Genomic DNA, 26,160 nt, shown 5'->3' on the forward strand with positions numbered 1-26,160 from the left:
TAAAAAATCATGCGAATTCAAAAAGAATCGGCCCGGGGGCTGGACAAGATTGACCGAAAAATACTGCGCATCCTGCAGGAGGATGCGCGGATCGCCATGAAGGACTTGAGCGAGCAGGTCGGGTTGTCGATTACGCCGACCATCGAGCGGGTCAAGCGCATGGAGCGCGATGGGGTGATTGCGGGCTATCACGCGCGGCTCAATCCGCGTGCCCTGGGGGCCAGCCTGCTGGTGTTCGTGGAAATCACGCTGAACCAGAAATCGGCCAGCCACTTCGAGCAGTTCCGCCGCGAAGTGCTGCGCATTCCGGAGGTGCAGGAGTGCCACCTGGTGTCGGGCGATTTCGACTACCTGATCAAGGCCCGCATCCACGAAATGGCGGAGTACCGCAAGCTGCTCGGCGACATGCTGCTGAACCTGCCGGGGGCCGCGCAATCCAAGTCCTATGTCGTCATGGAAGAAATCAAGGAAACCTTGATTTTGCCCACGGAGCCTGCTTCGTAGCCGCGGGAAAATGACCTTTTGCGGCCAGGGAGCGTACCATGTCTACTAACAAACCCGATCCGGTGGCTCATATGTCCGACCTTCAAGACCTCGAGCAGAGATTTGATCTCAAGCTGGAAAAGCTCAAGAACGAAATCCTGCGCTGGATGCTGGCGCAGACGCTGACCCTGATCGGCGCCATGGCTGCGTTCAAACTGTTTGGGTGATGAGCTGACTTGGTCTAGAATGCCATTAGCCTGGACTGAGCGAACGGAGTATTTGTGCAAAGCACTTATGGAGCCGCGAGCGTCACCACACCAGCCGCCCCGGCGCCGGCTGCACCCGAGCACGCTGTCTTTTTGCGTGGCCTCGACGAACATCTTTCCTCTGATCAAAGCTTTACTTCCAACCTGGCCCGCACTGTTGGCGCGATTGCCAGCACCGACGGCGCGCTGACGCTGGCCCAATTTGCCGCGGTCACTGACCTGGCCGGCGATGGCCGCGCCTCTGCCGTCTTCACCGCGATCGTGCTGAACGCCATCGAATGCGGCATCACCGTCGACTGGGCGCTGCAAGCGTTGGCCCGCGCCAGTCCCACGGTCGCCGAGCCGGCCCGGCACAAGGCCTTTAACCTGATGAAGCCGCTGCTGGCGCTGCAAGGCACCGCTGCGAGGCCACTGGCGCAAAAGATCGCCAAAGCCTTGCACATCAAGTTGACGCCCGAGCAGCTTTTCGGCCTGCCGCCGGAAGAAGAGCGCCGCCTGCTCAGCAACCTGGGCAACCAGGCCCGCAAGCTGGTCAAGGGCAGGGGGCTGGCCGATGCCGTGGCCGACTTCGGCCGCTCGATGGGGCACTCCGAACTGCTCAATCATGCGCGGGGCTATAACGGCGGCCTGATGAGCCAGGAGGAACTGCACACCGCTGTTGAGCGCGCCGTGTCGACCATCTGCCATGGTATCGAGAGCTACCGCGAGCACGAGAATTCCCCGCTGGCTTGCGAAGCGAGCGCGGCGGGGCTGCTGGCCACTGCCCAGCAACTGCGCCAGCAGGTACAGCAGCGCCTGGCCCTGGTCGACGCCCGCATCGCTTACGAGCGCCGGATGCTGAACCAGGACATCGACGATGCCGTGCACGACGCCGGCAACGCCATTGAACTGGCGCTGGCCTGCCATCCGGAAGCCAATGAGCGCGCCAGCGGCGAGCAATTCGGCAAGGAAATGGAATCGCGCCTGGACCGCGTGGTGCAGCGCAAGGAAGAAGTATTGGACTTGCTGCAGCATGACCTGTCCCTGTTCCAATCGGACATCCGCCTGACCCAGAGCACCGTCTTCGAACGCCAGCACCACGCCACGCTGGCGCGCCTGATGCCGCGCATGCGGGTCGGCACGCGCCTGGCGCAGTCGGTCGATACCGCCGCCAATTTCACCCTGATGGGCAGTGCCGTTGCTGCGGCCGGGACCGGCACCGCGGCTTACCTGTTCGGGGTGGCCGTCGTGCTGCCGGTGGTGGCGCCGGCCGCTCCTTTCGTCGGCGGTGCCGTGTTGCTGGCGGGCGCCTTCAAGTGGTTTGCCGACGCCGGCCGCCGCAAGCGTTCGGAAATCCAGGACCGCCGCCGCGCCTTCGAGGAAGAACTGCGCAAGCGGCTGCAGGAAGTGCAGGCTGCCTTCGGCCGCCAACTGGACCGCATTGCCGCCAGCTTCCATGAATCGGCAACCCAGTTGCTGACGCCGCTGATGCTGGAAGCCGAAGCTGCCGGCCGCGTGCAGGCAGTGCGCAAGCGTATTGCCGATAAGGTAATTTCCCAGGCCCAGGGCGCGATTGCCCAATTGCGGGCGGCGATGTCGGCGCACGCATAAAGTGTTGCGTTTCGGCAATGTGCGTGCGTTACCGAACGAAAGTTACTGACTTGCTTTGGTACAATAACTAGCACGCAACGCACTTTTTCAACTACTTATATAATCACGACCATGAAGACCCAGCTCTTAGCCGCCGCCATGCTGGCGCTCAGCACTTCTGCTATCGCCCAGGATGTTGGCGTTTCCGTCACCGTCGGCCAACCAGGCTTTTTTGGCCGCATTGACATCGGCAATATGGCGCCGCCACCGGTGCTGTACCCACAGCCGGTGATCATCCAGCGTCCGGCCCGCATCATCGCCGAGCCGCTCTACCTGCGCGTTCCGCCAGGCCATGCTAAGGATTGGGCAAAACACTGCGGCAAGTACAATGCTTGCGGCCGCAATGTCTACTTCGTGCGCGATGAGTGGTACACCAACGAATACGCACCACGCTATCGCGATGACCACCGCGGCGGTGGCCGTGACCGCGACTACGACCGCGATGACCGCGACGACGATCACGGCAATGGCCACGGCCACGGCAAGGGCCATGGCAAAGGCCACGGCAAGCATTAATCCGGTAGCCTGACCGGGCCTGGCCCGCTCGCTACCGACATTTAGGAGAGCTGTTTGCAGAGCAAATATGTGATCGTAGGTGGAGGGGCGGGCGGCCTTGAGCTGGCCTGCAAACTGGGCCGCAAACTTGGCCCGCATCAGGTGATGCTGGTCGATAGCCGGCTTTACCACATCTGGAAGCCTTCGCTGCACGAGGTGGCCGCCGGTACCCTGGATATTCACCAGGAAGGCCTGTCCTACCAGATGCTGGCACATGACAACGGCTTCACTTATGTCTACGGCGCCATGACGGCGCTCGACAGCACCAGCAAGCAAATCACCGTAGCGGCAATTACCAGCGAAGGCGGCGAAACCGTCCTGCCTGAGCGCCGCATCGGCTACGAGTCGCTGGTGATGGCGGTGGGCAGCACCTCCAATTATTTCGGCGTGCCGGGCGCGGCCGAACATACCATTTCCCTCAACGCGACCGAAGACGCGGAACGCTTCCGCCTGACCCTGCTCAAACTGCTGACGCGCGCCGCTTTGCAGAAAGGGACGCAGCAGGGCGCCTCCGGGGTCGATGTCGTGATCATTGGCGGCGGCGCCACCGGCGTCGAACTGGCGGCCGAGTTGCGCGAAGCCAGCGGAGTCTACACTTCTTACGGTTTCGGCCACCTCGACCCGATCCGCGACGTGCGCATCACGCTGCTGGAAGGGGCGCCGCGCATCCTGGCGCCGTTGCCTGAGCGCGTGTCGAGTGCCGCGCTGAAGCTGCTCAATGAGCGTGGCATCAAGGTGGTGACCGATTGCCGTGTCAACGCGATTGCGGAAGACCACGTTTCAGTCGGCGAGCAGGACTACCCTTCCGACATCGTGGTCTGGGCGGCCGGCATCAAGGCGCCTGGCTTCCTGGCCGGGCTGGGCTTGCCGACTGCCAAGGGTGGCCAGATCGAAGTGAGCGGCGAGCTGCAGGTGAAGGGCGTGCCCGGCGTGTATGCGCTGGGCGATTGCGCGCAATGCATGGGAGCCGATGGCAAGCCGGTGCCGCCGCGGGCGCAGGCCGCCCACCAGCAGGCCGATTACTTGCTGGAGACGTTCATGCGCCAGGTGAAGGGCAAGGCGCCGCAATCCAAGCCTTACGAATACCGCGACTACGGCTCCCTGGTCTCGTTCGGACAGTCGACCTCGGTTGGCAGCCTGATGGGCTCGCTACGCGGCTTCAGCTGGTTCGTCGAAGGCTTTTTTGCGCGCATGATGTATGTCAGCCTGCACCTGTTGCACCACCAGGCGGTGCTGGGCACCATCCGCACCGGCGTGCTGGCCGTGGCGCGCTTTCTCGTCAAACGGGCCACGCCGCTGGTCAAGCTGCATTGAGGGCGCTGCTGGCTGGCGCGGCCGCCGCTGCCTTGCTTGGTGGGTGCTATGACCGCGCTACCGAGTTGGCCGAGCTGTCGCGCCATCATGCGACAGTGGCCGGGCATGTCGTTGTGCTCGACTGCGCCAACGATGGCCAGTGGTGGTATGAGTTCGAACTGGAAGGCAAGCAAAGGCGTGGCGCGGCCCATGAGCCGGCCGGCTGCAGGCAGCGCAAGCCCGGCGACAGGGTCACGGTGTATTACAACCCCTCGGCGCCGGACGTACACCGGGCCGTCGCGCCGGCAATGGCCTATCAACAGGAACACGGCTTCCATATGCCGATTTGGCTGTGGTTCGGGATCGGCGCGCTGGCGCTGCCGCTCTCGGCCTGGATGGCCTTGAAGCGCGGCAGCAAGCGCTAGTTCAGCTTATCGGCGGCTTGGGCAGGGTGACAGTCAGGACCGCGCCCTGCTGGCCATTGGCGGCCAGCGACAGTGCACCGCCGAGGAAGATGGCGCGTTCGCGTATCATGCGCAAGCCGTGGTGTTCGTGCCAGTCGCCATCGGCAACGGCGGCCTGGCCCAGGCCAACGCCGTCATCCTTGACGGTCAGGGCGATGCTGTCATCCATATCGTCGACAATCACCTCAACCTTGCTGGCGCGTGCGTGCGTGGCCACATTGCGCAAGCCTTCTTCGGCCGCGCGCAGCAGCACCACGCGGTGCGCGCGTGGGCAGGCCGGTTCGTCTTCCGGCAGGCTGCACTGGGCTTTCACCAACTGTTCTGCGCCGAATTGGGCAACCAGTTCGCCCAGCGCCACGCGCAAGCCGAGGAATTCCAGCTTGTCGTTCCACAGCTTGTGCTGCATGCCGCGGTTGGTTTCGATGATGTTGTGCAGCAGGTTCTTCATCTGTGCCGCGCGGTCGAGCAGGGCGGGTTCCTGCGGCAGTTTGGCGGTCAACAAGCCAAGGTGCATGGTCAGGGCTGTCAGCGAAGAACCGAGGCTATCGTGCATCTGGCGCGACAAGGCGCGCCGCTCGTCGTCCCAGCAATTGTTGACGTAACCCAGCAGCTCCCGCAGTTCGGCGGCGTCCGTGTTAGCAGACATATGTTTGGTAGTCCATGTTTATTGCCTTGATCATACATGAGGATGGTCGTGGGGTGGCGCACATACAGCCAGCAGTGCGCCTGTCAATCTGGCAGCTCACCAGAGGAGATGCAAAATGAAAGACGCTATTGCTTTGTTGAAACAAGACCACGCCAACGTGAAAGCCATGTTCAAGGAGTTCGAGGGCTTGGGCGACCGGGCCTTTACCAGCAAGAAGAAGCTGGCCGACAAGATTTGCCTGGAATTAACCAAGCACGCGACAGCGGAGGAGGAAATCTTCTACCCCGCAGTCCGGGCGGCTTCGAAAGAAGCCGAAGACCTGGTCGACGAGGCAACGGTCGAACACTCCAGCGCCAAGGACCTGATCGCCCAGATCGGCGAAATGGATCCGCACGACGAACTGTTCGACGCCAAGGTCAAGGTGCTGGGCGAATACATCAACCACCACGTCAAGGAAGAAGAGGGGGAAATGTTTCCGCTGGCGAAGCAGGCCGGCCTTGACCTGCAGACCATGGCGCGCGAGATCGAAGCGCGCAAGGATGAAATCGATTTCGTGCCGCCGCGCCTGCCGCAAGCAGGCGGCAGCCAGGCCGGGCGCGTGCGCGCCTGATCAGGAGCGCACGGTGGCCGGCGAGCGCGCCAGGCATTGGTCGATGGCGCGCAACAGTTGGTCGACGTCGACCGGCTTCACCAGGTGCATGTCGAAGCCGGCATCCATTACGCGGCGCTGGTCGTCGGCCAGGCCGTAGCCGGTCAGGGCGATCAGCTTGATGTGGTGGGTTTCCGGATTGGCGCGCATGCGGCGCGCCACTTCGTAGCCATCGATGCCCGGCAGGCCGATGTCGACCAGGGCGATGTCGGGCCGGTCCGCAGCTGCCTTGGCCAGGCCCTGGAAGCCGTCTGCCGCATGCTGCACCGGGTAGCCATAGCAGCCCAGCATCATGGCCATCATTTCCCGGCCATCGTCGTTATCCTCCACCAGCAGCACGGCTGGCTTCGGCTGTTCGCTTGTATCCATGGGTATCGCCTTTGGTTCATTCACATGCTCGATGCAGGGCAAGTGCAGGGTGAAGGTACTGCCTTCGCCCGGTCCATCGCTTTCAGCATACACATTGCCGCCATGCAGTTCCACCAGGCGCCGCACCAGCGACAGCCCGATGCCAAGGCCGCCTTGCGCGCGGTCCAGCGTGCTGGCGCCCTGCACGAAAACGTCGAACACTTGCGGCAGCAGGTCGGCAGAAATGCCGACGCCGCTATCGTGCACGCTGATCGTCACTTCACCGTCGTCCACATCGCTCAGCAGTTCAATGCGTCCGCCGGGTGGTGTGTATTTCAATGCGTTGTCCAGCAGGTTGCTGATCACTTGTTCCAGGCGGGTCGCATCGCCATTGACCCAGCATGGTGCAATTTCGGCTGCCACATGGTAGTCCTCCAGCCGGCCGGTGGCGCGGAAGGTCTCCAGCGTGGTCTTGAGCAAGGCCGACATATCGAGCGGCAAGCGGTTGAGCAAGATCTTGCCGGACATGGCGCGACTCAGGTCAAGCAAGTCGTCCACGATACGGCCCAGATGCCGGCTCTGGCGCTGGATGATTTTCTTGGCGTGGCTCACGCTGTCCGCATTCACGCCCGGCAAGCCGATCAGTGAGGCGGCACTGCTGATGGCCGACAGCGGGTTGCGCAACTCGTGGCCCAGCATGGCGAGGAATTCATCCTTGGCGTGGCTGGCGCGTTCGGCGGTCTTGCGTTCTTCGATCTCGCGCAGCAGGCGCTGGTTGCTGGCGATCAGGTCGGTAGTGCGCTGGCTGAGCTGGCGCGCCTGGCGCCGCAACTCTTCGTTCTTGGTGGCGAGTGACACGAAGACGCTGATCTTGGCATAAAGCACTTGCGGGATTACCGGCGTGAACAGGAAGTCGACCGCCCCTTTCTGGTAAGCCTTGAGGCGGTCCAGTTCATCGGCCACAAAAGCCGTGATGAAAATGATGGGGATATCCGATGAGCGCGGCCGCTGGTGGATCGCTTCCGCCGTTTCAAAGCCATCCATGCCCGGCATGTTCACGTCGAGCAGGATCACGGCGAAGTCATGCGTAAGCACTTCGCGCAAGGCTTCCTCGCCGGAGCGCGCGGCGACAACGTCGTAATTCTCTTGCGTCGCCCACTGCTCAAGCAGGTTCGTCAGCGCGAAGAGGCTGTTGGCATCGTCATTGACGACGAGGATCTTAGGCTTGTCCACCAGTCTGATCATAGCCGTGCCTATTTACCGTGTCAAAAGAACCCATGCCAATCGAACACGCGCTGTGTACGCACGCGCACAGTCAGGCGGCAGCCCTGCTGCCATAGTGAAAACTCGTCCAATGGAGGAGTGACCATGAATATCGACACCATCGTTGACAAAGAGTATGTGGACAAGAGTTTCCGCGAATTGGCCGACGCTCCAGTAAGTGCCTTGCGCGGCCTGAGCCCGAAGGATGCCAAGGCCCTGCAGGCCGCGTTCGGCGTGAGTACGGTGCGTGACCTTGCCCAGCTCAACTTCGTGCGCTGGGCTTGCGCAATTTCGATCCTGGCAGACGAAGAACAACTGGCGCCTGCTGAAAAAGCCAAGGAAGAATTGCTGGACGATGCGGTCGAAATGACCTTCCCAGCCAGCGATCCGATCTCGGTCGATGCCGGCATCACGCGCATTGAAGTGGCGCCGGAAAAGGTCGACGCGCAGCGCGACCACCAGCATGCCGCCAAGGTGGAAGAATCGACCGAAATCGGACGCGAGACAGAAACCACCTCGTGACCCGCGGAGCGGCCTGGCGCATCAGGCTGCTCGCATCAGGCTGCCGTAACCTGGATTTGTGGCGACTGCGCTGCAGCAGTATGCGCGGCAGCGCAATAGCGGTTCTTGCCGGTGCGCTTGGCCTCGTACAAGGCGGCGTCGGCAACGTGCATCAGGTTGTCGACGGTGCTTGCATCATCCGGATAGAGTGCGATGCCGAGGCTGGTCGACAATTGCAGCGTCAAGCCATTGACCACATAAGGCTGGGCCACCACTTCGATCAGTTTGCTGGCCGGTTCCTGCGCATCGGCCAGGGTGCCGACTTCGCCCAGCACGATCACGAATTCGTCGCCGCCGATGCGCGCCACGGTATCTTCCTTGCGCGCTGAATTGACCAGGCGTTGGGCGACCTGCTTGAGGATTTCGTCGCCATAGGCATGGCCGTGGGTATCGTTGATGGCCTTGAAGCCGTCGAGGTCGAGGTACATCACGGCAGCGCGGCGCTGCTGGCGCGCGGCGTGCTGCAAGGCCGTGGCAATACGGTCTTCCAGCAGGCGGCGGTTGGGCAGGCCGGTCAGCGGATCATGCAGCGCCAGTTCCTGCTGCTGCTTGCTGTAGGAGGCCAGCTCCTTGTACAGCAGGCGTACTTCCAGCATGTTGTGGATGCGCTTGTGTACTTCGAGCAGGTCGAAGGGCTTGCTGATGAAGTCGCGCGCGCCGGCTTCCAGTGCGGCAATCTTGAAGCTGGGCTGGGCGGTCAGTGCCAGCACCGGCAGGTAGCCTTCCTGCTCGATTTCCTTCAAGCCTTTCATGACCTGGAAGCCATTCAGTTCCGGCATTTGCAGGTCGAGCAAGATCAGATCGTAACGATGCTGGCGGTGCAGGGGGCAAACCTGCTCCGGAAGCATGGTGGCCGTCACATTGGTGTAACCGGCATCGCGCAGAATTTCCAACATCAGGTCGATATTGTCTGCGCAATCGTCAACTACCAAGATCTTGGCATTCAGGATCTCATCAGGGCTTGGCATGGCGGTCTCGGGAACTGGAATCTCAGTGTAGCTTGCGACAGTTTGCCGCGGCGCACGTGTCATTAACCAGTCTAGCAAAGATTTCGCAAGTTTCTTGTAGGACATTTTCCCGTGCTCGGGTAGTCCTCAGCCACTCTTGCTAGCGACGCAGACGCGCTCAATAGTGGCTACCAATTCAGAAGGTTCTATGGGTTTCGGCACATGGTCGAGGAAGCCCGATTCGAGCGCATGCAGACGGTCTTCGGGGCGGGCAAAAGCGGTCAGGGCGATTGCGGGCAGGGCGCCGCCACGAGCAGGTCCTAGGGCGCGAATGCGTGACAACAATTCAAAACCGTCAACATCGGGCATGCCGATATCGCTTACCAGCAAGTCGTAGCGGCTACCCCGCGCCAGGGCAATAGCTTCCGCGGCACTGGCAGCGGACTGGACTTCACAGTTGCAGTCACGCAGGATTCGGCCGATCAGTTCGCGTGCATCGGCTTCGTCGTCAACCAGCAACACTTTCAGGCCGTTCAGGTCGCGCAAGCCCAGGTCGGGCAAGGGCACGCTCTCGCTGCGTGCCGGGCTGTGCATGCGCGCGGCGCGGATTTCACCGCTGGCCAGCGGCAGCCGCACGCTGAAACTGGAGCCCATGCCTTCGCCCTCGCTGGCCGCCGACACGGTGCCGCCGTGCTGTTCCACCAGGTGTTTGACGATGGACAGGCCAAGGCCAAGGCCGCCATGCCGGCGCGTGGTGGAAGCGTCGGCCTGGCGGAAGCGCTCGAATACATAAGGCAGGAATTCGTGGCGGATGCCAAGGCCGTTGTCGGTGACCGTGATCTCGACATGACCTTCGTGCGCCCAGATCGCAGCGCGCACCGTGCCGCCGCGCGGCGTGAACTTGAGCGCGTTGGTGAGCAGGTTCCACACCACTTGCTGCAAGCGGTTGGCGTCGCCTGCCACGTGGCCGGTGGCGGAGAAGTCGCGCTCCAGGCGGATGCCTTTGGCTTCGGCGGCTGGGCGCACCGCTTCCAGCGCGGCATCGACCACCACCGACGGCATCAGCAGTTTCATGTCCAGCAACACCTTGCCGGAGGTGATGCGGCCCATGTCCAGCAAATCTTCGATCAGTTGCGCCTGGGCGCGCGCATTGCGCTCGATGGTCTCCAGGCCGCGCAATTGTTCTTCCGGCGTGCGGTTGCCGCGCCGCAGTACTTGCGCCCAGCCCAGGATGGCGGTCAGCGGCGTGCGCAGCTCGTGCGACAGGGTGGCCAGGAATTCGTCCTTCATCTGGCTGCTGCGTTCGGCTTCGGCGCGGGCATTGCGTTCACGGTCCAGCAGCACCTTGCGTTCTTCTGCGGCGCGCTGGGCCGCGTCCACCATGCGCGCGTTGTCGATGGCGATGCCGGCCTGGGCTGCCACGCCGCTGACGATGCGTTCCGTGCGCTCGTTGAACATATCCGGTTCGGGATGGCCGAAGAACAGCGTGCCCACCACTTCGCCGGCGCGCGCCAGCACCGGCACGGCAAGGCCGCTGCGCACCTGCGGATGCGGCAGGCCCTGGAAATCGTCCGGCGGGGCGCCGGACAGGGTGTGCATGGCGTGCTTGCCGCCGTCGCCATCGGCGCCGTGATAGAAAAAGGCGCCGAAGCGCGCGCCGGAAATGCTGGTGGCGGCATCGGTGACATCCTGCAGCAGCGAACGCAGGTCGCGGTTCTGCACCAGGGCGGTTCCCGTGCTGTTCAGCAGTTCCAGGATATTGGTTTCATCGCGCAGTTGTTCCTGGACCCGCTTGACCTGGTCGACGTCGGTGCTGGTGCCGAACCAGCGCAGGATGCGGCCGCTGGCGTCGCGCATGGCGTTGGCCCGCGTCAGGAACCAGCGGTACTGGCCGTCGCGCGAGCGGATTGGGAATTCCATTTCGAAAGGGCGCCCGGTGTCGACCGAGACGTGCCAATGCGCCAGCATGGCTGGGATGACCTCCGGCGCATACACCTGGTGCCAGCCTTCGCCCAGCATGTGCTGGTCGTCCATGCCGGTGTATTCCTGCCAGCGCTCGTTGTACCACATCATGGCGCCATCGCTGCTGGCGATCCAGGCCAGCTGCGGCATGCTGTTGGCCAGTGCGCGCAGTTCTTCCTCGCTGTTGCGCAAGGCATCCTCGGTCGACTTGCGTGCGGTAATGTCCTGCATCATGCCTATTACGCCGCGCAACTGGCCATCGTCGCTGAAGTCGCCATGGCCGATCACGGACAGCCAGCAGGTGGCGCCGTCGCGGTGCCGGATGCGGCATTCGACATTGAAATCGCGCCGCGACTGGACGGCATCGGTGAAGGCCTGCTCGACCACGTCGAAATCTTCCGGCGCAATCCGGTCGCGCAGTACCGGCCAGGTGATCGGGATCTCGGCCGGCAGATCGAAGATTTCCGCGGCGCGGCGGCCGAGGCGCACCAGGTTGGTGGACGCATTCCATTCCCAATCGCCGAGCCGGCCGGCCGCCAGCGCCACTTGCAGGCGGTTGGTGCTCTCGCGCAGGCCGCGCTCGTGCAGCTTGCGCTGGTGGATGTCGAGCAGCAGGCAGGTCATGCCAAGTGGGGAAGGCCAGGCGCGTATTTCCAGCCAGCGCTGGCTCGGCTGATAGAACAGTTCGCAAGTGGCAGGCAGTCCCTGTTCGAGGGTGCGGCGCAGCGGCGCTTCCAGTGCGCCCCCAGCCAGCGACGGAAAGGCTTGCCATAAAAGCTGGCCGCGCGGCTCGTGCAGGAGAGGAACCGGCGGCAGCAGCATTTCCGCCGCCTTGGGGTTCAGGTATTGGACGGTCCAGTCCCTGGCAATGACGGCGAAGCCGTCACCCATGCTATCCAGTACGTTGTGCGTGCGGGGATCGGGACTCATAACTTTCGATTGTAGCCTTGACAAGCAACTTGCTGCCGCACTATTGCTTAATGCAAACCTTGCAACATTTGCTGAAGCTGCTCGATGTCGTAGGGTTTTTGCATGGACACGGCGGGGAAGTCGAGGTGGCTGGTCAAAGACTGGCTGTAGCCTGATGCGAAGACGATGCGCAGGCGTGGCTGGCGCTTGATGGCAGTGCGGCCCAGCTCGACGCCGCTCATGCCCGGCAGGCTGACGTCGCTGAACAGCACATCGTATTCGGATCTGGCCAGCAGTTCGAGCGCCGCTTCGCCGTTGGCCGCGGCGCTGACTTCATGGCCGAAGGCGCGCAGCATTTCACACACCAGGTATCGGGCATCCTGGTTGTCTTCCACCACCAGGATGCGCAAATGGCCGTCATTGGCGGCCGCGCCGGGCAGGGCGGCTGCGCTGGCCGGGGCCAGGGTACACAGGATGCCGGCGACCGCGCCGTCGGCATCGTGCACCGGGGTGTAATGCAGGTCGAAACTGGCCTCGGCCATGCGGCCGTCGCGCCACAGCTTGAGCGATTGGCGCAGGAAGACCAGGCTTTGCCCGGCCCAGGCTTGTTCGATGGCTTGCGGATTCCAGCTCCAGGCGGAAGGAGGCACGGCAGGCACGGTGCCGCCGGGCGGAACTGCGCTGGCGGTGCCGACATTGCTGGCGTAGGCCTGGTTGTAGAGCATGACTTGCCGGCGGCCCCACATCAGCAGCATCGGCAGCGGCGTGTTGAGCATGATGTCCAGTACCAGCCGCAAGGCCTGGGGCCAGGCGTCCTGCGGGCCAAGGTCGGCGCGCGACCAGTCCTGGGTTGCCATGCTTTCACCTGCGATTTGCGCCATAGTGTTATCAGTGCCGGGATGTCAATATGGGCAATGCTACACCAAGGGCGGCAAAAAAAAAGGCCCGCAATCTGCGGGCCCGAATTCTATTTTCTTGGAGGAGAATAGAGGAGACAGGTGAATGATGCTGCATCGCGGCATAAAGATCCAATTTCGATTCATGATGAGAGAAATACGTTTCATGAATGAAGTAATGATGTCCAGAAGGCAACAAAAGAAAATGTGTCGTCATACTGGACAAGCGGGAAACACCCACATATAATTCTGCCTCCTTGCACAGGATACTGCGCAGGAAAGAGCCGGAAACGCCGGTTTCGCCTAGGAAAGTTGAGTAGAACGTAAGCTTTCCAAAACGAAATTCATGCGATATAATCCTGCTTCTTAAGCGGCTGTAGCTCAGCTGGATAGAGTACTTGGCTACGAACCAAGGGGTCGTGGGTTCGATTCCTGCCAGCCGCACCAGAATTTGTAGTAGATGTTTGAGCCCTTTGCTGTCGAGCGAGGGGAGTAGCAGGAAGTTGGTAGTATGCGTAACTGACTGTTATAATTTAGTTTTTGCGGCTGTAGCTCAGCTGGATAGAGTACTTGGCTACGAACCAAGGGGTCGTGGGTTCGATTCCTGCCAGCCGCACCAGTTTTTGTAAGTGTTGTACCGTCGCTGTCGAGCGACGAGGAAAAAGCAAGTTTTGCGGCTGTAGCTCAGCTGGATAGAGTACTTGGCTACGAACCAAGGGGTCGTGGGTTCGATTCCTGCCAGCCGCACCAAATTGAAAGGGTCCATACCGGAAGGTGTGGGCCCTTTTTCCTTTTTGCCATTTGCGGCATATACTTCAGGCATGAAAAAGCTCATTCATGCCGCCTTGCTGATGGCTGCCTCCGGCAGCGCCTTGGCCAGCGCCACTGTCACATTTGTCGATATCGGCAAGATGACCGACGTGCCGCACGATTACCAGAAGCGCGAAGACATGCAGTTCCTGCTGCGTGAACACCTCAACCTGTTGTCGGAAAAGCTGCCGGCAGGGCAGGTGCTGAAAGTCGATTTCCTCGATATCGACCTGGCCGGCGAAGAATTTCCCCGCGTCGCCGTGCGCGATATCCGCGTGCTGAAAGGGCAGGCCGACTGGCCGCGCATGCACCTGCGCTACAGCATCGAGCAGGACGGCAAGCTTGTCGCCAGCGGCGAAAGCAAAATAGCCGACCCCGGTTACCTGATGGGCAGCAACCGCTACGACCGCGACCTGTACGGCCACGAAAAGCAGATGCTCGACGACTGGTTCCGTAAAGAGGTCCTCAAGCAGCACTGAGCTTCATCAATTCCACTCTGCCATTGTTCGCGCAAAATCGTACCTGTGCTTGCTTGACGGGGAGAGGGCCATGCCCAAAGATGACAGCATGGAAGTACGGATCGCATTACTTGAGACTAAGGTCGATGACTTGCTCTTCAAAGCCATCGAATTGCGGCGTGACTCGGTGACGCCAGCGGATATTTCACACTTCCAGCGCGAAGTGGACTGCATTCGTGATGACGTCGAACGCGTGAGACTGGATGCAGGTGCCCGTTTCCTTCGGATGGAGGATCGCATCATCCGGCTGGAGCGCGATTATGAGCGGCTAAACGAACGGGTGGCATCCGCACAAGCCGAGTACGTAAGTAAGGCGGAACTTCACAAAACAATCAGCAAGAGTCTCGTCAAATCTATTGCTTTGCAAACTGCAATCAATGCGGCCATGTTAATGATTGTGGTGCAATTCCTGCGTTAATATGCAGGAATGACACTCATCACTTGCATCGAAGACCTGCGCCGCCTTGCCAAGCGCCGCGTGCCGCGCATGTTTTACGACTATGCCGATTCCGGCTCCTGGACCGAATCCACTTACCGCGCCAACGAAGAAGACTTCCAGAAGCTGAAGTTCCGCCAGCGCGTGGCGGTGGACCTGAACAACCGCAGCCTGCGCAGCACGATGGCGGGACAGGAAGTGGCGATGCCGGTGGCGCTGGCGCCGACCGGGCTGACCGGCATGCAGCACGCCGACGGCGAAATCCTGGCGGCCCGCGCAGCCGAGAAATTCGGCATCCCGTTCACGCTGTCGACCATGAGCATCTGTTCGATCGAAGACGTGGCGGCGCATACCAGCAAGCCTTTCTGGTTCCAGCTCTATGTCATGAAGGACCGCGACTTCATCAATCGCCTGATCGACCGCGCCAAGGCTGCGAAGTGTTCGGCACTGGTATTGACGCTGGATTTGCAGGTGCTGGGCCAGCGCCACAAGGATTTGCGCAACGGCTTGTCGGCGCCGCCGCGCCTGACCATCGCCAATATGCTCAACATGGCGGCCAGGCCGCGCTGGTGCGCCGGCATGCTGGGCACCTCGCGCCGCCAGTTCGGCAATATCGTCGGCCACGCGCAATCGGTGTCGGACATGTCCTCGCTGTCCTCGTGGACCAGCCAGCAGTTCGATCCCAGCCTGTCCTGGGACGACGTCGAATGGATCAAGAATCGCTGGGGCGGCAAGCTGATTATCAAGGGCATCATGGATGCCGAGGATGCGCGCCTGGCGGCCAACAGCGGCGCCGATGCGCTGATCGTTTCCAACCACGGCGGCCGCCAGCTCGATGGCGCGCCATCTTCGATCGCCGCGCTGCCCGGCATTGTGGAAGCAGTCGGCAAGCAGATCGAAGTCCATATGGATGGCGGCGTGCGCTCCGGCCAGGACGTGCTGCGCGCCGTGGCGCTGGGTGCGCGCGGCGTCTACATCGGGCGCCCCTTCCTGTACGGCCTGGGGGCGCTGGGCGAGGCAGGCGTCACGCGCTGCCTCGAGATCATCCGCAAGGAACTGGATATCTCGATGGCCTTCTGCGGCAAACGGGATATCCAGCAAGTCAGCAGGGAGATCCTGCTGCCCTGAAAACCAGGCCGGCCAGGAGTTTGCACAGTTCGTCGTAGAAGTTGTTCATTTGCGTTTCCTTTCTGTTAAAGGTCGAAGTAAGCGCATTGTGAACTGTTTCATTGTTGGGATAAATGCTTATAATTGAATTGAGTATCCCAAAAATGGAGCAATGAATGGATAGGTTGCACCATATGCGCCTTTTCGTCGAAGTGGCCAAGCGCAAGAGTTTCCGCGCGGCTGCCGAGGCACTGGACATGTCGAATTCCACCCTGTCGCGCAATATCGCCGAACTGGAAAAATCCATCGGCCTGCGCCTGCTGCACCGCTCGACGCGCAAGGTGGAACTGACCGAGGCCGGCGAAGCGTATTTCAAGCGTTGCCAGGGCATCGTGGAAGAAGCCATGAGCGCCCATGAAGCGCTGCTGGACTGGTCCGAAAAGCCGGCCGGCATCCTGCGCGTGACCATGACGTCCAGTTTCGGCGTCGGCTACCTGGCGCCGGTGCTGACGGAATTCGCCGACATGTACCCGGACATCAAGATGGAATTCGATATTTCATCGCGCGCCGTGGACCTGCAATCGGAGCCTTTCGACGTGGCGATCCGCATGGGCCAGCCGCCCACCGCGCCGTCCTCGCTGGTGGTACGGCGCATCGCGATGATGCCGCGCTACTTGTACGCCTCGCCGGTCTACCTGGCCAGGATGCCGCCGCTGGAGCATGCCTGCGACCTGGTGCAGCACACCATGTGCGGGCGTTCGTTCTCCAGCCGCCTGCCCGATATCTGGCGCAAGCTGTATCGCGGCGAGGAGGTGGTGGAGGTGATGGCGCACTCGCGCTACGCCACCAATAGCGCGGCACTCAGCATGTCGTTCGCGGCCAATGGCCTGTGCATTTCGGCGCTGGACCCGCTGCTGGCCAAGCAGGAAGTGCAGGCCGGCCGCCTGCGGCGCGTGCTGCCGGACTGGCATATGGAGCCGATCATGGTGCATGCGCTGACCGAAACGCGCCACCTGCCGGCGCGCACGCGGCTGTTCATCGACTTCCTGCGCCAGCGCCTCGGTGCCGGCTAGCGGTTAGCCGCCGCCAATGCCCTCGATCACGCGGCCGCTGCCGCCGCAGTTGGGGCAGTCCTTGCCGTCCGGCGTCTTGCCGCAACCGCTGCATACCGGGCAGATGCCTTCGCCGCTGCCGGGCGTGCCGGGCGCGGCCTGGTCGCCGGGATTGAGCGGTTGCTGGGTGACTGATGCGTTCATGTTGCGATCCTCCTTGCCAAAGGCTGCCACGCGCAACGCTTTTCAACCGTTAAATGGTTAACGGAGAACAATCGGCATTACAATGCCAGCATCACCCGATAGGAGACTGCGCCATGGCCACGCTGATCCGACACCGCAAGACCCGCATCATCACGCTCGATGCAGGAGATGACTTGCACGAGCATTGCAAACCCAGGGACATCGCCCTGGTTCCCGACCCGGGGGGATGGTGGACTTATTTCATCGGCGAAGACGGCTCTGTCGAACGCTACGATATTCCCTTTGCCACCTATAATGAAGCGCTGTGGTCGGCCAAGGCCGCCGCTGAATTCGATGCGCAATAAGACCTGAGACCCTATGTCCGATACCTCCATCCTGGTAATTGAAGACGACGAACATATTGGCCAAATCCTGACTTTCATCCTGCAGCGGCAAGGCTATCAGACCACCCTTGCTGCCGATGGCCTGGCGGCCCGCAAGGCCATTGTCTCCGCCACCACGCCACCGTCGCTGGTGCTGCTGGATGTAATGCTTCCCTATATAGATGGTTTCGAACTGGTGCACATCATCCGCCAACGCGAAGGCTGGCAGGAGGTGCCGATCGTGATGCTGACCGCCAAGCACACGGAAAAAGACATCGTGCGTGCGCTCGACGAAGGCGCCAACGATTATGTCGTCAAGCCGTTCCAGCCCAATGAACTGCTGGCGCGCGTGCGCCGCCACCTGAAGGAGCAGGCATGAAGGCCGCCACCTTCGTGGCACTGGCTTGCTGTGCCTTGCCGGCTGCCGCCCAGACCACCATCGGCATCAACCAGGGGTATGACAACTTGAGCGGGCCGGCCGCGAACTGGCACGATACTTCGCTGAGCGTGCGCCACCAGGCCGCGCCGCGCCTGGGTATCGGGGCTGGCGTCACGCGCATCGCGCGCTTCGGCATCAGCGAAACCCAGTTCAGCGCCGGCGCCGACGTCCCTTTGTCGGAGAAATTGACCGCCTCCGTCGACGGCAATTTCAGCAGCGACCACCAGATCCTGGCGCGCCATGCGCTGGGCGCGACTTTGCAGTACGAGTTTGCCAAAGGCTGGCTGGTGCATGGAGGAGGGCGCAGCAGCAGCTACAACGACGTTCACGTCAACCAGAGCCTGCTGATGCTGGAGCGCTATGTCGGCAATTACAGCTTTTCCGGCGCCTGGCGTGCGGCGCGCGCCTTCGGCACGACTGCGCATAGCGGGGAACTGCGCGGCAGTTACTACTACAACGACCGCAGCGCAGTCGGATTATCCCTGGCAGTGGGCAAGGAAGCAGCAAATATCGCCGGTACCACGCGCCTGACCAGCGTGCAGTCGGCCGCCCTGGTGGGGCGGCACTGGTTTGACCAGCGTTGGGCCGTTACTTATGCCTTGGCGAGTACGCGCCAGGGCGACTTCTACGTGCGCAACGGGGTCAATCTTGGACTACAAGCTGCCTTCTGACGTCTACCTTCAAATCGCGTTCTGGACCGGCGCCGGTGCGCTGGCGCTGACCGCGCTGGTCGGGCTGCAGATCATCTGGCTGCGCCTGTCGATGCGCCGCATGCAGCGCAGGGAACAGGAACTCACCCTGAAATGGCGGCCCTTGCTGAACGCGGCCATTGCCGGCGAGCCGGTCGGCAACCTGCCGGATTTGCCGCGGCGCGACGGCCTGTTGTTCATCAAGCTTTGGCTGCACCTGCAACAGGCGGTGCGCGGCGAAGCGAGCGAGGGTTTGAATGCCATCGCGCGCCGGCTTGGCTGCGACGAGCAGGTGAGGGGGCTGCTGGTGGGCGGCAACCGCGCCGAAAGGCTGCTGGCGATCCTGGCGCTTGGCCATATGCGCGACAAGGAATCCTGGGCCGCCCTGGCCCGTACCTCCCACAGTGCCGACAGCGCCTCGTCCGTGCATGCGCTATGGGCATTGGTGCAAACCGATGCCGCGCGTGCCGCACATGAAATGGCGGCCTTGCTGTTGCGGCGCGACGATTGGCCGCTGTCGCAGTTGGCCAATATCCTGCAGAACGCGCGCACCGAATGGCAACCGGTGCTGGCGGATGCCCTGGCGCGCGTGACGCCGGCCGAGTTGCCGCAAGCCTTGCGCCTGGTGGCGGCGTTGCGCATGGACCTGCCACTGGGGCAGCTGCGCAGCTACCTTGCCAGCAATGACCAGGAAGTCGTGCTGGCCGCCTTGCGCATGGCGCACGTTCCTGGCGTGGTGGATGAAGTGCGGCGTCACCTTGCGAGCGAAGACTGGCGCGTGCGGCTGCAGGCCGTGCGCGCGCTAGGCGAGATGGGGGACCGCAGCGACGTTGCCCGCTTGCGGGCCTTGCTGTCGGATCCCCAATGGTGGGTACGCTATCGCGCGGCGCAAGCCTTGCTGGCATTGCCCTTCCTGACGAAAGAAGAACTGGCCGAGCTGCGCAACGCCGGCGACCGCTATGCGGCCGACATGATCGCGCAGGTGTCGGCGGAACAGGAGGCCGCGTGACACCCAATCCGCTTCTGATCCAGATTATTTCCATCAGCGTGCTGGTGTACTTCGTGCTGCTGAATGGCGGCTACCTGATGCTGAATTTCCTGGCCATGTATGCATTGCGCCGGCGCTCGCAGGAGGCGATCCTGGACGACCTGCCGCAAGTGTATTCGGCGCTGGAACCGCCGATCAGCATGATCGTGCCGGCCTATAACGAGGAAGCGACCATCGTGACCTCGATCCGTTCGATGCTGCAGCTTTCCTATTCGGAGATGGAAGTCATCGTCATCAATGACGGCTCGACCGACCGCACGCTGCAGGTGATGATCGACGAGTTTGGCCTGGTGCCTTTCCCGGAGGCGTACCGCATCCAGCTTGAGACCAAGCCGGTGCACGGCATCTACCGCTCCACGCGCTTCCCGAACTTGCGCGTGGTCGACAAGGTCAATGGCGGCAAGGCCGATTCGACCAATGCCGGCATCAATGCCGCGCGCTACCCGCTGTTTTGCTGCGTCGACGCCGATTCGATCCTGCAGCGCGACAGCCTGCAGCGGCTGGTGCGGCCATTCCTGGGCGAGCCGCTGATGGTGGCGACCGGCGGCACGGTGCGCATTGCCAACGGCTGCGAAGTGCGGGGCGGCTTCCTGACCCGGGTCGGCATGCCGAAAAATCCCTGGGCCCTGTTCCAGGTGGTCGAGTACCTGCGCGCATTCATGTTCGGCCGCATGGGCTGGTCGGTCATCAACGGCATGCTGATCATCTCGGGCGCCTTTGGCCTGTTCCGCAAGGACACCGTGGTGGCCGTTGGCGGCTACAACCCGAAGGCGATCGGCGAAGACATGGAACTGGTGGTGCGCATGCACCGCAAGCTGCGCGCGCGCGGCGTGCCGTACAAGATCGAGTTCGTGCCGGACCCGGTGTGCTGGACCGAGGCGCCGGAAGACCGCAAGCAGTTGCGCAACCAGCGCATCCGCTGGTCGCGTGGCCTGTCCGAGAGCATTACCACCAACTGGGGCCTGATGTTCAGCCGCCACGGCGGCGTTGCTGGCTGGATGGCATTCCCGTTCTTCATCCTGTTCGAGTGGCTGGGCCCCTTTGTCGAACTGTTTGGCTACATTTTCATGGCGGTAGCCTGGTGGCAGGGCTGGGTATCCTGGGAATCGTTCCTGATCTTCCTGTTCTTGGCGATCGGGCTGGGGATCCTGCTGTCGGCTTTCGGCCTGCTGCTGGAAGAGATTTCCTTCCACCTGTATCCGCGGCCAAGCCATTTGCTGATCCTGGCGGCGGTGGTCGTGCTGGAAAACTTCGGCTATCGCCAGATCAATAGCTGGTGGCGCCTGATCGGCTTGTACAAATGGGCGATCCGCGAGGAGGCCAAGTGGGGCGTGATGACCCGCAAGGCCGACTGGCAGCGCGACATGAATTGACCTAAAGCGCCGGCAAGGTGACGTGGAAGGTGGTGCCGCGGCCTTCTTCCGTATCGAAGCCGATGATGCCGCCGTGCTGTTCGGCGATGGCACGGCAGATCGCCAGCCCCAGGCCGGTGCCGCCCTTCAGCCGCGTGTCCGAGCTGTCGGCCTGGGCAAATTTGGCGAAGACGCGTGCCTGGAACGCTTCCGGAATCCCGGGGCCATTGTCGCTCACCGAAAGCCGGATGCCGGCCGGCACCGCACCGCAGCCCAGCGTGACGGCATTGTATTGCGGCGAGTACTTGATGGCGTTGGACAGCAGGTTGACCAGCAGTTGCACCAGGCGGTCATGGTCGCCGCGCACGCGCAAGCCGCGGCCGCTGCCCGTGCGCTCCAGCGCTACCGGGCGCTGGGCCGCGCTGCCGCGCACGGCGTCGATGGCTTCGTCGAGCAGTGGGGCGATTTCCAGTACGTCGGTACGGAATGCCATCTTGCCCGCTTCGATCTTCTCGATATCCAGGATGTCGTTCACCAGGCGCACCAGCCTTTCGCTGCTCTGGTAGGCGATGTTCACCAGGTGCTGCACGTCCGGCGGCAGTTCGCCGGCGCCGCCGTCCACCAGCATCGACAGCGAGGCGCGGATCGAGGTCATCGGGGTGCGCAGCTCGTGCGAGACGGTGGCGATGAATTCATTCTTCATTTCCTCGACCTGGCGGCGTTCCGAAATATCGTGCAGGAACACGCAGAACAGGCCGTTGGCCGGCCGGCTGATGCTGGTTTCCACCGTGAGTTCCTCGCCATCGCGCCGGATCAGGGTGCGCTGCACACGACGGCCGAAGTCCGGCGCTTCGGTGCCGCGTGCAGCGGCCAGCGCGGCCTCCTGCTGCGCGCGGAAACGCTGTGGCACCAGCATCTCGATATAACTCTTGCCCACGGCTTCGCCGCGCGGCCAGCCGAACATATGTTCCGCAGCGGGGTTCCAGTCGGTGATATAGCCGTCCGGGCCAACTGCGATGAAGGCATCCTGCGCCGTTTCGATAATGGCGGCAATACGTTGCATGGCGTCGCGCAACTGGCTGGTACGCGCGCTGACGCGGCCTTCCAGGTTGGCGACCAGGGAATTCAGCGTGCGCGATAGCGCCTGTACTTCAGCATAAGGTGCAAGTTGCGGCAGTTCGGCAGCCGCGCCGCGGCGGATGTGGTCGGCGGCATCGGCCAGCTCGCTCAGCGGCCGGGCAATGCGGCGCGCGAGCGGGAATGCCAGCAAGGGGAACAGGGCGGCCATGGCCACCCCCAGCCACAAGGCTCGCTTCTGCAAGGCGCGTACCGGCGCCCACGCGGTATCGGCACTCTGGCGCACCAGCACGGTCCAGCCCAGGCCCGGATAGGCGGCATGGCCGCGTGTGCGCGCATAGCCGACCAGGTAGTCGACGCCATCGGGCCAGCGTTCCACCTGGTAGCCGTTGCCCTGGCCCGGCAGCGGCAGCGTCTTGGACAGCAGCCCTTCCGGCCCGAGCAGCACTTTGCCTTGCCCGTCGAGGATAATAGCCTGTACCTGGCGGTGCGTACTGGCCGGTTCGATCACTGAACGCTCAAGCTCGCGTGCCCATTGCCACGACAGGTGGGCCGCCAGCACGCCACTGCCGTCGGCCAGCGGGAACGCCAGGTCGACGAAGCGCTGCGCCTGCATGTCCAGCGCGGGCAGCAGCTTGGCAAGCATGACGGCATCGTGCACGTCGCCGACGAAGGTCCCGGCCTGGGCGTTGCGGTACCAGGGGCGCTCGCTGACGTCAAGGTTTTCCAGCAAGCCCCTGGTCGCGGCCTGCACGCGCCCCTTGCGGTCCGTGACACCGATCCAGGCATAGTGCGGATAGCTGTGCTGGTGCTGTTCCAACGTGGCACGGCGGGCGGCCGGCGTGGCCGCGCCTCCCATGTCGGGACGCTGCGCCAGCAATTGCACTTCGCGGTAACGCTCGAACATATTGCGATCGAGCTTGTCCGCCGCCTGGATCGCCAGGTCGGACAGCGCGCTGCCGATATCGGCCTTGACCTGGTTGCCTGCAGTACGCGCGATGACGGCGGCCAGAATTGCGCCCATCGCGATCGCCAGCGCGCAAAAGGCGATGGCCAGGTAGGTGCCGATGCCCGCTTTGGCGCGTGCGCGCTTCATGCGACGCGGTTGACCGGATGGCCGGCGATGAAGGCTTCGATATTGTCGATCAACTGGTCGGCCAGGCCTTGCATGGCTTGCCCGCTGGCCCAGGCCGAATGGGGCGTGAGCAGGAAGTTCGGCAGGCGCAGCCGCAGCAGGGGATTGTCCGGCAGCGGCGGCTCCTTGGACAGCACGTCGAAACCGGCGCCGGCGATCACGCCGCGCTGCAAGGCGTCCGCCAGTGCCGCCTCGTCCACCAGCCCGCCGCGCGCCGTATTCACCAGGATGGCGCTTGGCTTCATGCGCGCCAGCTCGGCGGCGCCGATGATATTGCGTGTGGCGTCGGTCAACGGCGCATGCAAGCTCAGTACATCCGAGGTTTCCAGCAGTTCGTCCCAGCTCACATTGCGCACGGTCGGATCGTCGGCCGGGGTGCGGGTATGCACCAGTACTTGCATACCGAAGGCGAGGCCGAGGCGGGCTACTTGCTTGCCCAGGTCGCCATAGCCCAGCAAGCCAAGGCGGCTGCCGTGCAGGTCGCGGATTGGATGGTGGAACAGGCAGAAGCGCGGCGACTTTTCCCACAGCCCCGCTTCCACGTCGGCGCGGTAGGCCAGCAACTGGCGGCGCAGGGCCAGCATCAGTGCAAAGGCATGTTCCGGCACGGCGGCGTGGGCGTAGCCCTGGATGTTCGATACCACGATGCCGCGCTCGCGCGCAGCCGCCAGGTCGACGATGTCGGTGCCGGTAGCCGCCACCGCGATCATCTTCAGGTCCGGCAGGGCGGCCAGCGCCTCGGCACGCAGCGGCACCTTATTGGTAATGGCGATGGTGGCGCCCTGCAGGCGCCCGACCGCTTCGGCGGCGCTCGACGCTGGATACTCGGCCCATTCATGGGCGAACGAAGGGCGTCGGATGTCGGCGATGATGCTGTCGCGGTCCAGGAAAACGAGTCGTTCGGTCATACGTTCAGCTCCACAGGGAGGGACGCGGCCAGGGGACGCAGCCGCATTTGGGGATGGCTGGCCATCAGGTCCGCCACCCATTCGACAAATACCCGCACCTTGGCCGACAGGTGGCGGTTTTGCGGGTACACCACGTGGATCGGCAGCGGGTCAGTGACCCAGTCTTCCAGCACGCGCACCAGGCGGCCGTCCTTGCCATGGCTGCCCAGTTGTACATCCGTCATCATGATGATGCCCAGGCCGGCCAGCCCGGCTTGCAGGTAGGCGTTGGAATCGTTCAGGGCCACCACGCCGGGCAGCATCATTTCAATCCGCTCGCCGTCGCGCGTGTAGTCCCAGTTGTATATTTTGCCAGTCTTCGACGAGAAATAGTTCACGCAGCGGTGCCGTTCCAGGTCGCGCGGGTGGCTTGGCGTACCAAAGCGCTCCAGGTAGGAGGGCGCCGCGCAGGTGACAAAATTGAGCAGGCCGACGCGCCGCGCAATCAGGGTGGAATCGGCCAGTTGGCCCCCCCGCACTGCACAATCGACGCCTTCCTCGATCAAATCGACCGGACGGTCGCTGCAACCCAGTTCGAGCTGGATATCCGGGTATTGTTCAAAGAAAGAAGGCAGGGCGGGCACCAGGATTTCGTTCGACAGCCCGGTCGGGGCATCAACCCGCAGCCGGCCGCTCGGGCTCAGACGGGTGCGCGACAGCGACTCCTCTGCATCTTTCACGTCGGCCAGGATTCGCAGGCATCTTTCATAGTAGGCAGCGCCGTCGGCGGTGACCGAAACGTGGCGCGTGGTCCGGTGCAGCAGCTTGACCGACAGCGCCGCTTCCAGGCCGGCCACCAGGGTGGAGACGGTGGCCTTGGGCAGTTGCAGCGATTCCGAGGCGCGCGTGAAGCCCCCGGCGTCGACCACCTGTACGAAGACTTCCATTGCTTGGAGCTTATTCATGAGTCCACCTTCATTGTTCGAGATTCTGAACAATCAATTCAACATTAATGTATTTTTCTTATTCTAGTGGAAGTTTATTATTACCGTATTGCAGCATAAAAAAGCCCTTGACCCTCCCTCGATGGGAAAGATTAAAGTGGCTTCGGTTTCAGAGAAAAGGAGCAGTCATGAGTAACCGGGATGGATTCTTTGCAATGGTATCGCTGGCGCTGGGCGCGATCGCCCTGGCTGGCGTCCTGTATACCGACGAATACTCTTACGGCGCGCAAGTCGGTTTTGGCGCGGCGCCGGCGCACACCTTGCTGGCTTCGGCCAGCTCGGAGGCTAAAGAATGACGGCGCAGGCGCCGGCGGACCTGAAGATCCGCGAACTCGAAGTGCGTGGGGCCCAGGGGCCGCTCGCCGCACGCCTGTACCTGGCTGGGAATTCGTCCGCCAAGCGCGATGCGCTGATCGTTTTCTTCCACGGTGGCGGCTTCGTAGCCGGCGACCTGGAGGAGGCGGACGAATTCCTGCGCCACCTCGTCACGTGCAATCCTGACCACGTGATCCTGGCTACCAATTACACCCTGGCGACCGTCAGCCCGTTCCCGGCGGCGGTCGAAGATGCCCACGCCGTGCTGGCCTGGGCCAAGAAGAACAAGGCCAAGCTGGCCTGGAGCGGCAAGCAGTTGCTGACCGCCGGCATTGAAGCGGGCGCCAACCTGGCAGCCGTATCGGCGCTGATGGCACGCGACCGCGGCGGCCCTGCGCTGGCGGGGCAAATCCTGATCATGCCGATGCTCGATCCGGCCCTGTCCACTTGTTCGATGCGCGAGCTGCCGAACTGTCCGGACCAGATGAAGGTAGCGAATACCTGTGCCGCCGCCTACCGCGGCTACCTGCCGAATGCCGCCGACCGCGCCCACCCTTACGCGTCGCCGCTGCAATCGAGCCGACTGAAAAATTTACCGCCGGCCTTGATCCTCTCGGCCGAAGACGACCCGCTACGGGATGAAGCAGAACAATACGGGGCGAAATTGATCGCCTGCGGAGTAAAGACAACAGTCAGACGCATGCCACCGGCGCCACTGCAGGAGCCGGGAGCCAGGAATGAATGCGCGTGCAGGGGCTTTGCACTGAAAGAGATGGCCAGTTTCATCAGCGCCATCGACGGGACGGAAACGCCCGCGGTGTAAGGCTGGTTTAAATAAAACAGAAGTTTAGAAA

The 26,160-nt window shown here is 62.7% G+C and carries 28 protein-coding genes and 3 tRNA genes; 22 read left to right on the forward strand and 9 right to left on the reverse strand.

The window, feature by feature from the left end; translation table 11 throughout:
* The first annotated feature begins 9 nt into the window (after positions 1 to 9).
* From ASD58_RS05590 to ASD58_RS05610, 6 genes are all read left to right on the forward strand, one after another.
* On the forward strand, positions 10 to 504 hold the full coding sequence (locus ASD58_RS05590; RefSeq protein ID WP_057260111.1) for an Lrp/AsnC ligand binding domain-containing protein: 495 nt from the start codon (positions 10 to 12) through the stop codon (positions 502 to 504).
* Between the two features lie 38 nt (positions 505 to 542).
* A complete protein-coding gene (locus ASD58_RS31110; RefSeq protein ID WP_156401174.1) occupies positions 543 to 710 on the forward strand; it encodes a hypothetical protein in 168 nt (55 codons plus the stop codon).
* A 54-nt stretch (positions 711 to 764) separates the two neighbouring features.
* The gene (locus ASD58_RS05595; protein WP_229209903.1) at positions 765 to 2,339 is read left to right on the forward strand and encodes a hypothetical protein; all 1,575 of its coding nucleotides are present in this window, start codon (positions 765 to 767) and stop codon (positions 2,337 to 2,339) included.
* Between the two features lie 111 nt (positions 2,340 to 2,450).
* Entirely contained in the window at positions 2,451 to 2,894 is a 444-nt protein-coding gene (locus ASD58_RS05600; protein WP_057260113.1) for a hypothetical protein, read from the forward strand.
* A gap of 54 nt (positions 2,895 to 2,948) precedes the next feature.
* Complete coding sequence (locus tag ASD58_RS05605; RefSeq protein WP_057260114.1) at positions 2,949 to 4,247, forward strand: NAD(P)/FAD-dependent oxidoreductase; 1,299 nt, start codon at positions 2,949 to 2,951, stop codon at positions 4,245 to 4,247.
* Positions 4,244 to 4,651 (forward strand): DUF3592 domain-containing protein, encoded by a 408-nt coding sequence (locus ASD58_RS05610; RefSeq protein WP_057260115.1) that lies wholly within the window; start codon positions 4,244 to 4,246, stop codon positions 4,649 to 4,651. Before ASD58_RS05605 ends, ASD58_RS05610 begins: the two co-directional genes overlap by 4 nt.
* Position 4,652: 1 nt before the next feature.
* On the opposite strand, the gene ASD58_RS05615 is transcribed toward ASD58_RS05610, so the two are convergent.
* A complete protein-coding gene (locus tag ASD58_RS05615) occupies positions 4,653 to 5,336 on the reverse strand; it encodes a sensor histidine kinase (RefSeq protein WP_057260116.1) in 684 nt (227 codons plus the stop codon).
* A gap of 115 nt (positions 5,337 to 5,451) precedes the next feature.
* Here ASD58_RS05615 and ASD58_RS05620 point away from each other — a divergent pair, with 115 nt between their 5' ends.
* Positions 5,452 to 5,946 carry a hemerythrin domain-containing protein gene (locus ASD58_RS05620; RefSeq protein WP_057260117.1) on the forward strand — a complete coding sequence of 165 codons (495 nt, stop codon included), beginning with the start codon at positions 5,452 to 5,454 and terminating at the stop codon, positions 5,944 to 5,946.
* On the opposite strand, the gene ASD58_RS05625 is transcribed toward ASD58_RS05620, so the two are convergent.
* Positions 5,947 to 7,578: a response regulator gene (locus tag ASD58_RS05625; RefSeq protein WP_057260118.1), complete on the reverse strand. Its 1,632-nt coding sequence runs from the start codon at positions 7,576 to 7,578 to the stop codon at positions 5,947 to 5,949.
* A 123-nt stretch (positions 7,579 to 7,701) separates the two neighbouring features.
* Here ASD58_RS05625 and ASD58_RS05630 point away from each other — a divergent pair, with 123 nt between their 5' ends.
* On the forward strand, positions 7,702 to 8,118 hold the full coding sequence (locus tag ASD58_RS05630; protein WP_057260119.1) for a hypothetical protein: 417 nt from the start codon (positions 7,702 to 7,704) through the stop codon (positions 8,116 to 8,118).
* A gap of 35 nt (positions 8,119 to 8,153) precedes the next feature.
* On the opposite strand, the gene ASD58_RS05635 is transcribed toward ASD58_RS05630, so the two are convergent.
* The 3 genes from ASD58_RS05635 to ASD58_RS05645 all read right to left on the reverse strand — a co-directional run bounded on the left by ASD58_RS05635 (position 8,154) and on the right by ASD58_RS05645 (position 12,832).
* The gene (locus ASD58_RS05635) at positions 8,154 to 9,125 is read right to left on the reverse strand and encodes a diguanylate cyclase domain-containing protein (protein WP_057260120.1); all 972 of its coding nucleotides are present in this window, start codon (positions 9,123 to 9,125) and stop codon (positions 8,154 to 8,156) included.
* Positions 9,126 to 9,251: 126 nt separating this feature from the next.
* Complete coding sequence (locus ASD58_RS05640; protein WP_156401175.1) at positions 9,252 to 11,996, reverse strand: ATP-binding protein; 2,745 nt, start codon at positions 11,994 to 11,996, stop codon at positions 9,252 to 9,254.
* Positions 11,997 to 12,043: 47 nt separating this feature from the next.
* Positions 12,044 to 12,832, reverse strand: a complete 789-nt coding sequence (locus ASD58_RS05645) for a response regulator (RefSeq protein ID WP_229209904.1) — start codon at positions 12,830 to 12,832, stop codon at positions 12,044 to 12,046.
* A 409-nt stretch (positions 12,833 to 13,241) separates the two neighbouring features.
* Between ASD58_RS05645 and ASD58_RS05650 the strand changes: the two genes are divergently transcribed.
* The 7 genes from ASD58_RS05650 to ASD58_RS05680 all read left to right on the forward strand — a co-directional run bounded on the left by ASD58_RS05650 (position 13,242) and on the right by ASD58_RS05680 (position 16,815).
* Positions 13,242 to 13,318: transfer RNA gene (locus ASD58_RS05650), tRNA-Arg, on the forward strand.
* A gap of 95 nt (positions 13,319 to 13,413) precedes the next feature.
* Positions 13,414 to 13,490, forward strand: a tRNA-Arg gene (locus ASD58_RS05655).
* Between the two features lie 54 nt (positions 13,491 to 13,544).
* Positions 13,545 to 13,621: transfer RNA gene (locus ASD58_RS05660), tRNA-Arg, on the forward strand.
* 71 nt (positions 13,622 to 13,692) lie between these two features.
* On the forward strand, positions 13,693 to 14,160 hold the full coding sequence (locus ASD58_RS05665; RefSeq protein WP_057260122.1) for a DUF3016 domain-containing protein: 468 nt from the start codon (positions 13,693 to 13,695) through the stop codon (positions 14,158 to 14,160).
* Positions 14,161 to 14,230: 70 nt separating this feature from the next.
* Entirely contained in the window at positions 14,231 to 14,617 is a 387-nt protein-coding gene (locus ASD58_RS05670) for a hypothetical protein (RefSeq protein WP_057260123.1), read from the forward strand.
* Between the two features lie 9 nt (positions 14,618 to 14,626).
* Positions 14,627 to 15,763 (forward strand): alpha-hydroxy acid oxidase, encoded by a 1,137-nt coding sequence (locus tag ASD58_RS05675; protein WP_057260124.1) that lies wholly within the window; start codon positions 14,627 to 14,629, stop codon positions 15,761 to 15,763.
* A 155-nt stretch (positions 15,764 to 15,918) separates the two neighbouring features.
* Positions 15,919 to 16,815 carry a LysR family transcriptional regulator gene (locus ASD58_RS05680; RefSeq protein ID WP_057260125.1) on the forward strand — a complete coding sequence of 299 codons (897 nt, stop codon included), beginning with the start codon at positions 15,919 to 15,921 and terminating at the stop codon, positions 16,813 to 16,815.
* A gap of 3 nt (positions 16,816 to 16,818) precedes the next feature.
* Here the strand turns inward: ASD58_RS05680 and ASD58_RS05685 are convergent, their stop codons facing one another.
* Positions 16,819 to 16,998, reverse strand: coding sequence for a hypothetical protein (locus tag ASD58_RS05685; protein ID WP_057260158.1), 180 nt, complete (start codon positions 16,996 to 16,998; stop codon positions 16,819 to 16,821).
* Positions 16,999 to 17,111: 113 nt separating this feature from the next.
* Between ASD58_RS05685 and ASD58_RS05690 the strand changes: the two genes are divergently transcribed.
* From ASD58_RS05690 to ASD58_RS05710, 5 genes are read left to right on the forward strand one after another with little or no spacing between them, the layout of a single operon-like run.
* Positions 17,112 to 17,342 carry a hypothetical protein gene (locus ASD58_RS05690; RefSeq protein ID WP_057260126.1) on the forward strand — a complete coding sequence of 77 codons (231 nt, stop codon included), beginning with the start codon at positions 17,112 to 17,114 and terminating at the stop codon, positions 17,340 to 17,342.
* Between the two features lie 13 nt (positions 17,343 to 17,355).
* A complete protein-coding gene (locus tag ASD58_RS05695) occupies positions 17,356 to 17,739 on the forward strand; it encodes a response regulator transcription factor (RefSeq protein WP_057260127.1) in 384 nt (127 codons plus the stop codon).
* Positions 17,736 to 18,470, forward strand: coding sequence for a YaiO family outer membrane beta-barrel protein (locus tag ASD58_RS05700; protein ID WP_057260128.1), 735 nt, complete (start codon positions 17,736 to 17,738; stop codon positions 18,468 to 18,470). Before ASD58_RS05695 ends, ASD58_RS05700 begins: the two co-directional genes overlap by 4 nt.
* Complete coding sequence (locus ASD58_RS32070) at positions 18,448 to 19,497, forward strand: HEAT repeat domain-containing protein (protein ID WP_057260129.1); 1,050 nt, start codon at positions 18,448 to 18,450, stop codon at positions 19,495 to 19,497. Before ASD58_RS05700 ends, ASD58_RS32070 begins: the two co-directional genes overlap by 23 nt.
* Complete coding sequence (locus ASD58_RS05710) at positions 19,494 to 20,909, forward strand: glycosyltransferase family 2 protein (protein ID WP_057260130.1); 1,416 nt, start codon at positions 19,494 to 19,496, stop codon at positions 20,907 to 20,909. Before ASD58_RS32070 ends, ASD58_RS05710 begins: the two co-directional genes overlap by 4 nt.
* A 1-nt stretch (position 20,910) precedes the next feature.
* On the opposite strand, the gene ASD58_RS05715 is transcribed toward ASD58_RS05710, so the two are convergent.
* From ASD58_RS05715 to ASD58_RS05725, 3 genes are read right to left on the reverse strand one after another with little or no spacing between them, the layout of a single operon-like run.
* The gene (locus ASD58_RS05715; RefSeq protein WP_057260131.1) at positions 20,911 to 23,061 is read right to left on the reverse strand and encodes a sensor histidine kinase; all 2,151 of its coding nucleotides are present in this window, start codon (positions 23,059 to 23,061) and stop codon (positions 20,911 to 20,913) included.
* Positions 23,058 to 24,008: a D-2-hydroxyacid dehydrogenase gene (locus ASD58_RS05720; RefSeq protein ID WP_057260132.1), complete on the reverse strand. Its 951-nt coding sequence runs from the start codon at positions 24,006 to 24,008 to the stop codon at positions 23,058 to 23,060. The genes ASD58_RS05715 and ASD58_RS05720 overlap by 4 nt, the downstream gene beginning before the upstream one ends.
* A complete protein-coding gene (locus ASD58_RS05725) occupies positions 24,005 to 24,952 on the reverse strand; it encodes a LysR family transcriptional regulator (protein WP_057260133.1) in 948 nt (315 codons plus the stop codon). The genes ASD58_RS05720 and ASD58_RS05725 overlap by 4 nt, the downstream gene beginning before the upstream one ends.
* A 167-nt stretch (positions 24,953 to 25,119) precedes the next feature.
* On the opposite strand from ASD58_RS05725, the gene ASD58_RS31115 reads away from it, so the two are divergent.
* Both ASD58_RS31115 and ASD58_RS05730 read left to right on the forward strand, forming a co-directional pair.
* Positions 25,120 to 25,287, forward strand: coding sequence for a hypothetical protein (locus ASD58_RS31115; RefSeq protein ID WP_156397870.1), 168 nt, complete (start codon positions 25,120 to 25,122; stop codon positions 25,285 to 25,287).
* Positions 25,284 to 26,129, forward strand: a complete 846-nt coding sequence (locus ASD58_RS05730) for an alpha/beta hydrolase (protein WP_057260134.1) — start codon at positions 25,284 to 25,286, stop codon at positions 26,127 to 26,129. The genes ASD58_RS31115 and ASD58_RS05730 overlap by 4 nt, the downstream gene beginning before the upstream one ends.
* Positions 26,130 to 26,160 lie beyond the last annotated feature (31 nt).

Source organism: Duganella sp. Root1480D1, assembly GCF_001427305.1.
Classification (GTDB): Bacteria; Pseudomonadota; Gammaproteobacteria; order Burkholderiales; family Burkholderiaceae_D; genus Rugamonas.